Source organism: Halomonas sp. SIMBA_159 (genome assembly GCF_046536035.1).
Lineage (GTDB): Bacteria > Pseudomonadota > Gammaproteobacteria > Pseudomonadales > Halomonadaceae > Vreelandella > Vreelandella venusta_A.
This window is the reverse complement of sequence record NZ_JAWJBT010000038.1, coordinates 1-13,371: the sequence shown is the minus strand read 5'-3', so window position 1 is coordinate 13,371 and position 13,371 is coordinate 1. Positions and strand designations below refer to the sequence as shown.

The following is a 13,371-nucleotide window of genomic DNA, read 5'->3' as shown; positions in this document are numbered from 1 at the left end:
ACTACTCTTCTGGCGAGTGATAACAGCTCCCATAACAATGAATCGCCTGGTATTAACTCAAAAATTGAAGTCTCTCAGCCTTGGACTCGTGCAACACCACCTGGCGCCGGGGCTGGAGGTGGTTTCATCACTTTGACTAACCATGGAGATCAGAACGATCGCTTGGTTAGCGCTTCTTCAACGATAACCAACCGGACGGAAATTCATACGATGGAAATGGATGGTGATGTAATGCGTATGATGCCTCTGCTCAACGGTATCAATATACCGCCAGGTAGTACGGTGATACTGAAGCCGGGCGGTTTACACTTGATGTTCATGGAGCTGTCGGGACCTATTGTGGAAGGTACGTTTGTACCTGTCACACTAGAGTTCGAGCACTCGCCCAGCGTCGATGTAGAGCTTCGAGTGCTAGCGGCAGGGACCTTTCCCGAGAATAAGTCACAGAGTCATTCTGGTCATTGAGCCTGCTTCGTTCATGAGGGTGTTGATTAAATATTCAGGGCCTTGGGTTATCGATTTCGGTCACAAGATGCCATAACGATGACGTGAGCATCTGCCGATTACCGTCAAATGGCCTAACTGCTCTTTGCTTCTCATAGCTGTTTGAAAACCAGCGCTCTAAGCCAAACCCATCTGCCACCGTAAAAGCTATTTTGTTACAGCCTTAATCATGGTTTACCTCGACGTATCATCATAGTGCCGTCAGCTTCTGCAGTCCTTCAGCAAGTAACCCCCATCACTTATTGTCAGCACCCGTAAGGAGAGCGGTGATACGTCGAGCGTGCAAGAGAGGGGCAACATCTTCGAGCGTCTGTCGTTTATTTCACACGCTTGTTTAAAGAGCAACGTCATTTTGGTTCTAGATCATTTGTCTGTGAGAAGTGATCTGAAAATGACGTGCCGTTGTTGTTCAGCATCATTTGTATGTTGAATCGTTCTTTCTTTTTCAAATGTTAAATACATCATGAACCAACCTATGGGGGCAGGGCACGAAGGTCGTCAGACAGACCCAGCGTGCCATATCCCTAGTGGCCTCCTATAAATAGCGCCTCTGTAGCCCGTTAGACATTCAAAGTCAGTGCCGACATCTAGCAGCTCATTTTGTGTGGCCCTATCAAATCTATAGAAGACCTCTATTCGCTACATATAACAAAATGAGCTATCGTTATTCCTGTAAGCACACAGCCAAGAGGAAATTGCTATGTCTAACGACACGATTCAGCCCGTCATGCCCCAGATTAACCGTCCAGCGCCTGATTTCACGGCAAAAACTACTCACGGCGAAAAGTCGTTGAGCGACTATCGCGGCAAGTGGTTGGTGCTGTTTGCCCACCCCTCCGACTTTACGCCGGTTTGCACCACAGAATTTTCGGCCTTTGCGAATTACGCTGATCAGTTCAAGGCAGTGAATACCGAGCTGCTGGGCCTGTCGATAGACAGCATCCACTCACACATTGCCTGGACCCGCAGCATCAAGGAAAACTTTGGGGTTGAGATTACCTTCCCTATCATTGCGGATTTGAGCATGAAGGTGGCCAACGCCTACGGCATGATTCAGCCAGGTGCGAGTGATACGGCCGCCGTCCGCGCGACCTTTGTGATTGACCCTGAAGGCGTGCTGCGGGCGATGTTGTACTACCCCATGAGCAATGGCCGCTCTGTTGAGGAAGTTCTTCGTTTGGTGAAGTCGTTACAAACCAGCGATGAGCATGGGGTGGCAACTCCCGAGGCTTGGCTGCCTGGTCAGCCGGTGATCGTGCCACCTCCCCACACCTCGCAAGCCGCAGAAGCACGCCAATCAGAGGGGTATGAATACACCGACTGGTACTTCTGCAAAAAATCTGTTTGACGTCTACGAGTAGTGACGAGATGGCTGGCTTTGGTCAGTCATCATTTTCCTTTCAGCTCACTAGCAGGAGAGTCATTTATGAAAACCTTTGCACATTCTGAGCACACGTCGGCAGGCACACCTGATGTAGCAGGTTTTTTTGATCCACGTACCTTCAGTGTTCAATACGTAGTCAGCGACCCTGCGACGAAGCAGTGTGCGATTATTGATCCTGTTTTAGATTTTGATGAGAAGTCCGGGGCGACGGCTACGCATCACGCCGATGAGTTGCTTGCTTATATCGCTAAAGAAGGCCTGTCGGTCGAGTGGATTCTCGACACCCATCCCCATGCCGACCACTTCTCAGCAGCGCAGTATTTGAAAGAAAAAACTGGCGCACCTACTGCAATTGGTGAGCATGTCATCAAGGTACAGGCGCTGTGGAAGGAGATTTACAACTGGCCGGAGATGCCCACCGATGGACGCCAGTGGGATAGGCTATTTGCCGAAGGTGATACCTTCACCATTGGCGAGCTAAAGGCTAGCGTGATGCACTCTCCTGGCCATACGCTTGCGTCTATTACCTATGTGATTGGCGACGCGGCGTTTGTCCACGACACGCTCTTTCAGCCCGATTTTGGTACCGCGCGGGCCGATTTTCCCGGTGGCGATGCCCACGTGTTGTGGAACTCTATTCAGCAAATCCTAGCGCTGCCAGACGCCACCCGCGTGTTTACTGGGCACGATTACATGCCCAATGGACGAGAGCCGCAGTGGGAAAGCACGGTAGCGGAACAGCGCGATGGCAATCCTCATTTAGCAAATAACAGTGAAGAGGCATTCATCGCCTTACGCCGTAAGCGCGATAGCGAACTACCCATGCCCAAACTGATTTTACACTCTCTTCAGGTAAATGCTCGCGGTGGCCGTTTGCCGGAACCAGAGGCGAACGGCAAGCGTTATCTAAAAATCCCGCTGGACGCGCTAGAGGGCGCTGCCTGGGATTGATGTTCCCAACATTCATAAGGGAGTGTGGCCATGCAAACAAGACCGTTAGAGCCAGGCGTTGAGATCACCTCAGCGCTGACGGTGGATGAGTTGGACGAGGTAAAAGCCCGTGGATTTCATGCAGTGGTGTGTAATCGTATCGAGGGTGAGAGTGAGGACTTTCCCAACGAGGCGCGTTACCGCGAAAAGGCCGAGCAACTTGGCATTGCCTGGGTGCATATCCCCGTGAAGCCTGGTGAATATAGCGAGGCTGATATTCATTCTTTTGCTAAAGCACTTAAACAGCTTCCACGTCCTTTATTGGCCTTTTGCCGCACAGGTAAACGGGCTACGCATCTCTGGGCCTACGCTAAGCGTCGGCACGAACAGTGCGATTTAGCAGAGCTGTTTGAGGCGGCTCACGTAGCAGGTGTAGACCTCGAAGAGCATCGTCATCAATTGGTAAATATATAAGCGATGTTTACACAGTCTTTTGCGTTCAATCTATAGGTATGAATTATAGATAAAACTGTTTTTTGTGACGCTTTCATGCGTCACATTTTATAAAAGCCGAGGCCTTATGAGTGCTATCAACAATACAGCCGTTTTCGATGTGGTTATCATTGGCGGTGGGGCAGGCGGTATTTCTGTTGCGTCAAGCCTTCTTAAGCGGCAGCCTGATCTACGTATCGCAGTCGTTGAACCCGCCGATCACCACTTTTATCAGCCCGGCTGGACCATGGTAGGTGGTGGTATCTTTACGCCAGAGTCCACTCGTAAACCGATGGCTGATGTCATGCCGAAAAGGGTGACTTGGCACCAGACCAAAGCAGAACGCATTGACCCTAAATCTGAATATGTCTTGCTCGCCAACGGCGCAACACTTTCTTATCGTCGCTTGATTGTAGCCCCTGGGCTAGTCATCGATTGGACAATTATTAGTGGTTTGGAAGAAACGCTGGGCGTTAATGGCGTAACTTCTAACTACCGCTATGACCTCGCACCGTATACTTGGTCGTTAGTACAGTCGCTTAAGCAAGGTAAAGCACTGTTTACTCAGCCTCCTATGCCCATCAAGTGCGCAGGCGCCCCTCAAAAGGCCATGTACCTTGCCTGCGACTATTGGCGCAAGCAAGGGCGCTTAGGCCAGATTAAGCCCGCCTTCTGTAACGCAGGTGAGGTGCTGTTTGGGGTCAAAGAGTACGTGCCTGCCCTGCAGTCGTATATTAAGCGCTATGGCATCGAAACGGCATTTAAGCACCGCTTAACCGCCGTGGATGGCACAGCCAAAGTAGCGCTGTTTGACGTGGCAGGCGAAAGTGGCAGCCAAATCGTCGAGCGGCCGTTCGACATGCTTCATGTGGTGCCTCCACAAAAGGCACCAGCATTTATCGCCGCCTCTGGCCTAGGCAATGCCGGTGGCTGGCTTGATCTAGATGCCCATACGCTACAGCACGTTCGCTACCCCAATATTTTCGGCCTAGGAGATGCCAGCGGAACTGCTAATGCTAAAACTGCTGCCGCCGTGCGTAATCAATCACCAGTAGTGGCACACAACGTGGTGGCATCTCTAAATGATCAGCCGCTCAAAGCAGCATATGCCGGTTACGGCTCGTGTCCATTGACTGTTCAACGAGGCAAAATCGTGCTGGCAGAATTTGGTTATAACGGTCAATTGCAACCGACCTTCCCTAAATGGTTGATGAATGGCACTAAACCTACTCGTGCCGCTTGGGTTTTAAAAGCTAAGGCGTTGCCGTGGGTGTACTGGCGGTTAATGCTAAGGGGCAAAGAGTGGTTAAATTGATGTCCGTTCTGAGTCGATGGCTACCGTTAATCGGTTGGCTGCAATCGTATCACCGGGGAGTGCTCACGCGGGATGTACTTGCCGCGGTGATTGTCACGCTGATGCTGGTGCCGCAAGCGCTGGCTTACGCCATGCTGGCAGGGTTGCCGCCGGAAATGGGGCTCTATGCCAGCATGCTGCCGCTGGTGCTGTACGCCATCTTTGGCACCAGCGCGAGTTTGGCTGTAGGGCCGGTGGCGGTGGCAGCATTGATGACGGCCTCGGCGCTGAGCAGTTTTGCTGCGCCGGGCAGCCCGGAGTATATCGGTGCGGCGCTGGTGCTGGCCGCGCTCTCTGGGCTGATTCTTATCGCCATGGGCGTGCTCCGGCTGGGCTTTTTAGTCAACTTTCTCAGCCACCCGGTGATCTCCGGGTTTGTGACCGCCTCAGGAATTTTGATCGCGATTAGCCAGTTGAAGCACATTTTGGGGGTCGAAGCATCCGGCCATAACGTGTTGGAACTGCTGAGAGCGCTATTGGACCAGTGGCAGCAGGTGAACGTCATCACGCTGCTGATTGGCCTTGGCGTATGGGCGTATCTATGGGTGTGTCGCAAGCGCCTGAATGGTTGGCTGGCCAAGCTGGGAATGCCTGCCAGTTGGGCAGGGTTAATCGTCAAAGCTGCGCCTATTTCGGCCGTGGTAGTGACCACGCTGTTGGCCTGGGGCTTCCAACTGGAGCAGCAGGGGGTCGATGTGGTGGGCTTTGTACCCAGTGGCCTACCTGCCATTACGCTGCCGAGTCTGGATCAATCGCTGTGGCTCGGCCTGCTACCGGCGGCGCTGCTGATCAGTTTGGTAGGGTTTGTGGAGTCGGTGTCCGTGGCGCAGACCCTGGCCGCCAAGCGCCGTCAGCGTATCGACCCCAACCAAGAGCTAATTGCGCTCGGCATGGCCAACCTTGGCGCTGGCGTTAGCGGTGGCTCGCCGGTATCGGGCGGTTTTTCGCGCTCGGTGGTCAATTTTGAAGCCGGGGCAGCAACGCCGCTGGCGGGGGCTTTTACCGCGCTTGGGATTGTGTTGGCAACGCTGCTACTCACTGACTTACTGGCCTTTTTACCCACCGCCACGCTGGCCGCCACGATTATCGTGGCAGTGGGGACGTTGATTGATCTGCCTGCGGTCAAGCGCACCTGGCAGTACTCCCGTAGCGATGGGTTGGCGATGATCGCGACGATGCTGCTGACACTGCTGCATAGCGTGGAAATGGGTATTGTCAGCGGCGTTATGCTCTCGCTAGGGCTGCATCTCTACCGCACCAGCCAGCCCCACAGCGCGGTGGTAGGCCGGGTGCCGGGCACCGAGCACTTTCGTAATGTGAAGCGTCATCAGGTCGAGACCGATGAGCAGGTCGCCATGCTGCGCATTGATGAGAGCCTCTACTTTGCCAACGCCCGCTATCTGGAAGATACCGTCATGGCCCTGGCCGCCCGTTCTCCGTCGCTAAAGCACATGGTGCTGACCTGCCAAGCGGTCAATATTATCGATGCATCAGCCCTGGAGAGCTTAGAGGCCATTAACGCACGGCTAAAGGATGCGGGCGTCATGCTGCACTTGGCTGAAGTCAAAGGGCCGGTGATGGATCGCCTAAAAGACACCGACCTTTACCATGAGCTCACCGGCAAGATGTTTTTCACCACCTTTGAAGCGTGGCAAGCGCTGGTGCATCCCGACCAAGCGCTGACGGCAGCAGAGTGCCAGCACGCACGCTGAGCAAAGCGATTGAACACAAGGAAGAGGAAACACGTTATGCAACAGCAGCAAACCAGCATCGCCATTATTGGCGCGGGCAGCGCGGGGCTTAGCGCATGGCACGCCGCACGCAAGCACACGGACGACGTGGTGTTAATTGAAGAAGGGCCGTATGGCACCACGTGTGCTCGGGTGGGCTGTATGCCCTCTAAGCTACTTATCGCCGCCGCGAATACCGCCCACAGCGCCCGCAATGCCGCCATGTTTGGTGTCGCCATTAATGAGGTGGCGGTTGACGGACATGCGGTGATGGCGCGAGTTAAGAGCGAGCGCGACCGCTTTGTTGATAACGTGCTCTCCTCGATGAAGTCGATTCCCGAGTCCCACCGCCTGCAGGGGCACGCGCGGTTTATTGATCCCCACACGCTGACCATTGGCGACCATACCCAGCTGACAGCCAACGCCGTTATCATTGCCACCGGCTCGCGGCCCACGTGGCCGGGCCTGCTGGAGGGGGCGGGAGACCGCTTAATCATCAATGATGATGTGTTTGATTGGGAGACGCTTCCAGCCTCCGTGGCGGTAGTAGGCCCAGGCGTGATTGGTATGGAGCTAGGGCAGGCGCTGAGTCGATTAGGCGTGCGCACACGCACCTTTGGGGTTGGCGGAGCGGTTGGCCCCTTTCAGTCTGACAAACTACGCCAGCTTGCCGATGAGACGTTTAACCGCGAGCTATATCTTGATCCAGATGCCACCATTGAGCAGGTTGAGCACCAAGGCGATGGCGTCGCCATTACCTTCTACGAGCGGGAAAGCGGGCAAAAAATCACGGAAATATTTGACTACGTGCTAGCCGCAACCGGGCGTCAGCCCAATGTAGACCAGCTGGCTATCGAGAACGCCGGTGTGGCGCTCGATAAGCGTGGCGTTCCTCGGTTTAATCGTTTCACCACGCAGTGTTTAGCCCAGGGCAACACGCCTAGCCATATCTTCATCGCGGGCGATGCCAACCAGTCCGTTCCGCTACTCCATGAAGCGATCACCGAAGGTAAAATTGCCGGACGCAATGCCGCCCGCCTAGACGATGTGCAAGTGGGGCAGCGTAATGTGCCGCTCGCGGTGGTGTTTACCGAGCCGCAAATGGCCATTGTAGGGGAGAGCCGTGCAGCGCTAGAGAGGCGCTACGGCGGGTGCGACTGTATTGCCGAAGGCGGCGTGTCGTTTGACGACCAAGGCAGGGCGCGCGTAATGGGGGAAAACCATGGCTATCTAGCGCTTTACGCAGAGCACGGCAGCGGGCTTTTCTTGGGGGCAGAAATGTTAGGGCCTCGCGCAGAACATATTGCCCACTTGCTTGCCTGGGCCTTAGAGCAAAAGTTGATCGTTAGCCAAATGTTGGCAATGCCCTTTTATCATCCTGTTATTGAAGAAGGCGTAAGGTCGGGGCTGCGTGACTTGCAGGCCAACCTCAAGCAAGGGCTCAGCATTACCGAGCGCTGCATGGAGTGCGGCCCGGGCGACTGATAACGGGTGTAAATAGTACGTTAGCAAGAAAGTGATGAACTGAAGGAAGGCTAACTTGCGGGGCTCATCGCTTCCTTCGAAACAACAGATGCCTGTAAAAATGCCACCAGTTCATCACTGTGCTGCGCCACGCTTGATGTTAAGTCATGTCCTCCTGGCACTAAGCGCAACACAGCCTTATCCATTTGGTTGGCCAGTCTATGGGCATCTGTTGGCGGTATGACGCAATCGCTGTCGCCATGTACTAAAAGGATAGGGCAGGAGATGAGCGCCAATGTATGTAGCGGAGCAATCGTAGCGAACCGGTACCCAATGATTCGCTCAACATAGCGGAGTACGTACCAGCCCAGAGGGAAAAACGGTATGCCTTTTTCTGCTAACCACCTTTTCATCATATCTTCGGGATGAGCAAAGCTCGATAAGCTAATAACGGCGGTTATATCGCTTCGCCGTGATGCTGCGAGTAACGTGGCAGCCGCACCGACTGAATGGCCAATTAGCGCCGTAGCACGTCGATCACAGTTGCTATGTAACCAGGCGAGTGCAGCGTCAATATCTTCTGCAAAACGTGGCATTGAAGAGAACGAATCCTCATCACTGTTACCATGATTGCGCACGTCAAATGCCAATACATTCCATCCGGCCGCTAGCAATACGGGAACTAACGGTAGTAAAGCGGTGCGATTAGAACCCCAGCCATGAGTTAAAACGGCATTGCCTTGCTGTTTATGCGTAGTAGTCAACCACCATCCTTCTAGCGTAAGTCCATTTTTTGTTTTAAAACGAATGGTTTGGCGATTAAAAGAGCGCGCCTGTTCTTCTGTAGTAACGGATTCACGGGTGGGAGTAAGTTGTTGGCGCAGGCGCTGATGAAAATAGTGCAATAGTACAGCAACCACTGTGCTGGCAATGAGCATGCCAGAGACCCATAGCCATAGGTTCATGCTTTGTCCTTATTATTGGGTGCTAACGAAAAATTTATCGTTGAGGAGAACTAGCTTGGCCCTCTTTCATGCTTAAAAGAGGGCGTATACGCACGATGAGACTGCTTAGTCTTGACTGGTGAAACTATCAAATGCCTCAAGCGCTTGGGCGGCGTAGGTAAACGCTGGCCCGCCGCCCATGTACATGCAAACGCCTAGCATCTCCATCACTTCCTCGCGGGTGGCACCCAGCTCCGCCGCCGCTTTGGCGTGAAACGCAATACATCCGTCGCAGCGCACGCTAATACCAATGGCTAGCGCCATCAGCTCTTTATACTTGTGTGAAAGCGCGCCTTCTTTGTTGGCGCCTTTCGCCATTTGGGTGAACCCCTTGGCAACATCGGGGATGTTTTTGCCAATATCCTGCATCAGCGCGGAGAGGTCTTGGGTCGTTTTTTGCCAATCTTTATGCATGCTCGCCTCCTAACAAAGCGTGAGAGTTACGGGTAAATCCTAAGCCGCTAATGGTCGTGTAAACTGACGTTTTTAAGGGCTGCTTTTAAAGACTGCTTTAGTGATAGCCTTCGCCCACTTTCACCTTGCCGCGGAACACCCAGTAGGTCCAAGCGGTGTAGGCCAGCACGATAGGAATCACGAATAGGAAGCCGATTAACAGAAACAGCTGGGACTCCGGTGCGGACGAGGCATCCCAAATCGTATAGTTAGGCGGCACAATCACCGGCCACTTGCTGGCAATCAGCCCCAGGTAGGTAAATAGGAAGATCCCCAGCGCCATGACAAAAGGCAGGCCCTCATCTTGGCGCTTCACCGAACGGTACACCATGCCTGCGCAGAGTATGGCGAGTAGCGGGAAGACCCAAATAAGCCGGAGTTGATCCATCCAGCGGCTATACACTTCAGGGCTAACCAGCGGTGTCCAGATGCTCACAATCGCGAACACGGCCAAGACCGCGAGCAGCAGTTTAGGCGTGATCGCATAGGCCCACTGCTGCACATGCCCTTCTGATTTCATAATTAGCCACGTGGCGCCGAGTAGCGCATACCCAGCCATTAATCCTAATCCAGTCAGTACGGTAAACGGCGTTAACCAGTCGAGCGCGCCGCCAACATATCGGAAATTTTCAACGGCAAAGCCTTGAATGTAGGCCCCCACCACGGCACCTTGGGCAAAGGTTGCGATTGCGGAACCTAAGAAAAACGCACGGTTCCACCAGCGGCGGTTCTTATGCGACTTAAAGCGAAATTCAAATGAGATACCGCGGAAAATTAAACCGGCCAACATTAAAAAGACGCCGATATACAAGGCTGGCAAAAAAACCGAATAGACAAGCGGAAAAGCGCCTAAAAGCCCGGCACCGCCGAGTACCAGCCAAGTTTCATTGCCATCCCATACGGGTGCTACCGAGTTCATCATCACATCGCGTGACTCTTCATCAGGTGCCAAAGGGTAAAGAATCCCCAGGCCCAAATCGAAGCCATCCATAATCACGTACATGATGACGCCAAAGCCGATAATGACGGCCCAAATCAAGGCTAAGTCGATACTCATGATGCGTTCGCTCCTGCGGTGTTGTCGCTTAAGTCGTCATCCAGTGGCGTATGCGCCGCCGAAAGAGGGCGTTTGGGACGCTCAATCTCTCCGTCAACCTCGACGGGATTATCCAGCATGCCGTTACGCACCACGCGAGTGAGGTAGTAAACACCCACTACAAACACCACGCTATAGACCGCGACGTAACCCATCAGCGTGAACAGAGCCATACCGCCTGTTAACGAGGGCGTAAGACCCTGCGCGTGGGTCATCACGCCATACACCAGCCAGGGGGCGCGGCCTGCTTCTGTGACAATCCAGCCTGCAAGAACTGCAAGAAAGGGCGTGATAATCATCGCCACCAGCGTTTTAAGGAACAGCGGGCTTGTAAATACTCGCTCTTTACGACGCATCAACAGCCCTACCAACGCGACGCCGATCATTAAGAAGCCAATGCCCACCATTACGCGGAATGACCAAAACACAATAGCGACAGGAGGCTGCTCATCGGGTGCTGCATCGGAAATACCGGGTACTACCCCATCAGCGCTATGGGTGAGAATAATGCTGGCCATGCTGGGGATGCCAATTTCGAAACGGTTTGTCTGGTTTTCCTGATCTGGCAGCGCAAAGAGCAGCAACGGTACGTTAGAGCGAGTTTCCCAGTTACCTTCCATGGCGGCGACTTTCGTCGGCTGGTGCTCCAGCGTATTTAAACCGTGAAAATCACCGATCACTGCCTGAGCCGGGGTCAGAAAGAGAAGTAGCCATAAACACATGGAAAGCGCTTTTTTATTGGCCTCCACGTCGCGGTTGCGTAACAAAAACCACGCGCTAACACCCGCTACAACGAAGCCACCTGTAAGGAAGGACGCCATACCCATATGTGCGAAGCGATACCAGAATGATGGGTTGAAAATGGCTTCAAGCCAGGAGGTGATATGGAAGCGCCCATCAATCAACTCGTAGCCCGCTGGAGTCTGCATCCAGCTGTTTGCAGACAGAATCCAAAACGACGAGATAAACGTACCGATGGCCACCATGATGGCGGCGAATAAGTGAACACCCTGAGGAACCTTATGGCGGCCAAATAACAGCACGCCTAAGAAAGCCGCTTCCAGGAAGAAAGCTGTGACGACTTCGTAGCTAAGCACAGGCCCCAAGAAGTTCGACGTGGCAAGAGCAAAATTACTCCAGTTTGTTCCAAACTGGAACGACATCACAATGCCAGACACCACGCCCATCCCGAACACTACGGCGAATACCTTGGTCCAGAACTGGGCTAGCCGGTCCCATGCTTGATTGGCTGTTTTGTAAAACAAACCATGTAACACGGCGATATACGAAGCAAGTCCGATAGTGAAGACAGGAAAAATGGCGTGAAAGGACACCACAAAAGCAAACTGCAGACGGGATAAGATCAGCGGATCAAGCTCCATCGTAACCTCCAAGCGCGTTTAGCGTGACGAGAAACTGACGAACCATGGGCGGTCGTGCCTCTTTTATATTCTATTATGGAATATGTTTATTTCTTTATTTATTTTACAAGGTAAAGAGTCTTATCGACACGTCAAAAGGCGATGTAGGTGATGGTGTATTGTCGCATCTGTCGCAATAGGGTTAACAAGACAATCCTTTTTTAGGACACCATTACTGGTGCCTCATGCCTACCTAAGCGTTACTAATCTTAGGCCACATTTTACCCGTCTGTTTTGGTAAGCCGTCACGAGACGATTGCTTCCGTAGTGGTTCATGCTTGAGAAGACTGTTTTAGATTGATGGATTAGCGACGTTTTTGTCAGCACAGCTATGTTGAGGTGCCATGTCAGATAGGTGGTTAAAACTTGAAAATAAAAAACGATTATCATTTATATTATTATTTGTGGTCATTTGCGCGAAAAGGCATGACGCACACAAAAACTCATATACAACGAGGTGTTAGGTGAAGCGACTTTCATTTTTGATCTTAGGCAGCTTGATGAGTAGTAGTCTTGTGCTGGCAGACAATCAAGATCGTCTAGACCACTTCGAGGGAACTCCCTCTGAGAACCTCACTCAAGCCTTTGAGAACATCCAAGAAGGGAATCATCGCCTGTCGCAGCTGCTCAGCGCTGAGACGCTTTCAAACGAGCAAATGGGCGAGATCCATATGCTGACATACACACTTGAAAATGCACTGCAGCGTATCGATCAAGAAGTAGATGCCATGGCAATTTCATTGGAAGAAGTTCATCTAGGCTCTGAAGCGCTCGACAAAGAGCGCGTCAGCTCAAACGGAGCTGACTACTTAGAAGCCGCAGCTCCGCTGACTGAGTAGTAAGCACCTTTCTAGAGCCCGTCGCAATGACGGGCTTTTCATAGATACTGCTGCTTGGGTGGAGTTCCTTAATCCTGGTTTATTACGCTTCGCCCTGCACCGCATGCTCAAACTGCGTTAGGTGCCGACGCTGGCTGGGCTGGCAAGGTGTCGACGGGAAGCCTCAGCACAAGCCCTTAAAGACTGTTAACCGGGCTACGCTATGTATATCGACTTCTGATTCTCTAGAGGTTTATGAAGCAGGTGGAGCAGAAAGCGCTCTTCAAGATCCAGATTATGTCGACCGACAACGCCAAGTCGTTCACGGATCGCCTCACTCGGGCATGGGAGCGCAAGTTCAGTGAGCATAATACCTTTGCCTAGCGCCGGGAAAGCCGCAGAAGAATGGCGTGGTGGAGCGCTTTAGCGGCCGTATCAGCGACTTGCCGGTGACTCATCGTTATACTTCAGGCGAAGAACTGAAGCAGACCTTCAAGCGTATGGATGGGTGTGCAATTACCATTTTTTGCTGAAATCGCAGCATCATCAATCGCCGATCATGGCGATGAAGAAATGGCAGGCTGAGCGTCTAGAGTTATTTACCAAACGCGTTTTCGACCACACGGGACCCAAAAGCCATAATCTTGGGGTGGGGCTTTTCTAAACCACATGGGTAGTGTTTTGGGTAGTGTAAGCATCTGCCTAACATTATTTTTTTATA

The 13,371-nt window shown here is 52.7% G+C and carries 12 protein-coding genes and 1 pseudogene; 9 read left to right on the top strand and 4 right to left on the bottom strand.

What is annotated here, in order from left to right; genetic code table 11:
- From R0J87_RS17895 to R0J87_RS17865, 7 genes are all read left to right on the top strand, one after another.
- Window positions 1-465: copper chaperone PCu(A)C (locus R0J87_RS17895; protein ID WP_498887857.1), on the top strand; the 465-nt coding region annotated here is incomplete at its 5' end.
- Between the two features lie 739 nt (window positions 466-1,204).
- A complete protein-coding gene (locus tag R0J87_RS17890; protein ID WP_498887856.1) occupies window positions 1,205-1,852 on the top strand; it encodes a peroxiredoxin in 648 nt (215 codons plus the stop codon).
- A gap of 78 nt (window positions 1,853-1,930) precedes the next feature.
- Window positions 1,931-2,839, top strand: a complete 909-nt coding sequence (locus tag R0J87_RS17885; RefSeq protein ID WP_498887854.1) for an MBL fold metallo-hydrolase — start codon at window positions 1,931-1,933, stop codon at window positions 2,837-2,839.
- A 30-nt stretch (window positions 2,840-2,869) separates the two neighbouring features.
- Window positions 2,870-3,292, top strand: a complete 423-nt coding sequence (locus R0J87_RS17880; RefSeq protein ID WP_498887853.1) for a protein tyrosine phosphatase family protein — start codon at window positions 2,870-2,872, stop codon at window positions 3,290-3,292.
- A gap of 106 nt (window positions 3,293-3,398) precedes the next feature.
- Window positions 3,399-4,625 (top strand): NAD(P)/FAD-dependent oxidoreductase, encoded by a 1,227-nt coding sequence (locus tag R0J87_RS17875; protein WP_498887852.1) that lies wholly within the window; start codon window positions 3,399-3,401, stop codon window positions 4,623-4,625.
- Window positions 4,625-6,376, top strand: a complete 1,752-nt coding sequence (locus tag R0J87_RS17870) for a SulP family inorganic anion transporter (RefSeq protein ID WP_498887851.1) — start codon at window positions 4,625-4,627, stop codon at window positions 6,374-6,376. The genes R0J87_RS17875 and R0J87_RS17870 overlap by 1 nt, the downstream gene beginning before the upstream one ends.
- Before the next feature lie 36 nt (window positions 6,377-6,412).
- Window positions 6,413-7,879, top strand: a complete 1,467-nt coding sequence (locus R0J87_RS17865) for a dihydrolipoyl dehydrogenase (RefSeq protein WP_498887849.1) — start codon at window positions 6,413-6,415, stop codon at window positions 7,877-7,879.
- 50 nt (window positions 7,880-7,929) lie between these two features.
- Here the strand turns inward: R0J87_RS17865 and R0J87_RS17860 are convergent, their stop codons facing one another.
- The 4 genes from R0J87_RS17860 to R0J87_RS17845 all read right to left on the bottom strand — a co-directional run bounded on the left by R0J87_RS17860 (window position 7,930) and on the right by R0J87_RS17845 (window position 11,793).
- The gene (locus R0J87_RS17860) at window positions 7,930-8,823 is read right to left on the bottom strand and encodes an alpha/beta hydrolase (RefSeq protein WP_498887847.1); all 894 of its coding nucleotides are present in this window, start codon (window positions 8,821-8,823) and stop codon (window positions 7,930-7,932) included.
- Between the two features lie 105 nt (window positions 8,824-8,928).
- A complete protein-coding gene (locus R0J87_RS17855) occupies window positions 8,929-9,276 on the bottom strand; it encodes a carboxymuconolactone decarboxylase family protein (RefSeq protein WP_498887845.1) in 348 nt (115 codons plus the stop codon).
- A 97-nt stretch (window positions 9,277-9,373) separates the two neighbouring features.
- Window positions 9,374-10,372, bottom strand: coding sequence for a cytochrome d ubiquinol oxidase subunit II (cydB, locus tag R0J87_RS17850; protein WP_498887843.1), 999 nt, complete (start codon window positions 10,370-10,372; stop codon window positions 9,374-9,376).
- On the bottom strand, window positions 10,369-11,793 hold the full coding sequence (locus tag R0J87_RS17845; RefSeq protein WP_498887841.1) for a cytochrome ubiquinol oxidase subunit I: 1,425 nt from the start codon (window positions 11,791-11,793) through the stop codon (window positions 10,369-10,371). Before R0J87_RS17845 ends, cydB begins: the two co-directional genes overlap by 4 nt.
- Before the next feature lie 503 nt (window positions 11,794-12,296).
- Between R0J87_RS17845 and R0J87_RS17840 the strand changes: the two genes are divergently transcribed.
- Window positions 12,297-12,671, top strand: a complete 375-nt coding sequence (locus R0J87_RS17840) for a DUF6746 family protein (protein WP_498887839.1) — start codon at window positions 12,297-12,299, stop codon at window positions 12,669-12,671.
- Window positions 12,672-12,732: 61 nt separating this feature from the next.
- Window positions 12,733-13,314, top strand: a pseudogene (locus R0J87_RS17835) (IS481 family transposase); the annotation flags it as partial.
- Between the last annotated feature and the right edge of the window lie 57 nt (window positions 13,315-13,371).

Coding starts and splice junctions, on each gene's coding strand:
- R0J87_RS17880 (WP_498887853.1), top strand. CDS start 2,870: ATGCAAACAAGACCGTTAGAGCCAGGCGTTGAGATCACCTCAGCGCTG.
- R0J87_RS17855 (WP_498887845.1), bottom strand. CDS start 9,276: ATGCATAAAGATTGGCAAAAAACGACCCAAGACCTCTCCGCGCTGATG.
- R0J87_RS17845 (WP_498887841.1), bottom strand. CDS start 11,793: ATGGAGCTTGATCCGCTGATCTTATCCCGTCTGCAGTTTGCTTTTGTG.
- R0J87_RS17865 (WP_498887849.1), top strand. CDS start 6,413: ATGCAACAGCAGCAAACCAGCATCGCCATTATTGGCGCGGGCAGCGCG.
- R0J87_RS17885 (WP_498887854.1), top strand. CDS start 1,931: ATGAAAACCTTTGCACATTCTGAGCACACGTCGGCAGGCACACCTGAT.
- R0J87_RS17875 (WP_498887852.1), top strand. CDS start 3,399: ATGAGTGCTATCAACAATACAGCCGTTTTCGATGTGGTTATCATTGGC.
- R0J87_RS17860 (WP_498887847.1), bottom strand. CDS start 8,823: ATGAACCTATGGCTATGGGTCTCTGGCATGCTCATTGCCAGCACAGTG.
- R0J87_RS17890 (WP_498887856.1), top strand. CDS start 1,205: ATGTCTAACGACACGATTCAGCCCGTCATGCCCCAGATTAACCGTCCA.
- R0J87_RS17870 (WP_498887851.1), top strand. CDS start 4,625: ATGTCCGTTCTGAGTCGATGGCTACCGTTAATCGGTTGGCTGCAATCG.
- cydB (WP_498887843.1), bottom strand. CDS start 10,372: ATGAGTATCGACTTAGCCTTGATTTGGGCCGTCATTATCGGCTTTGGC.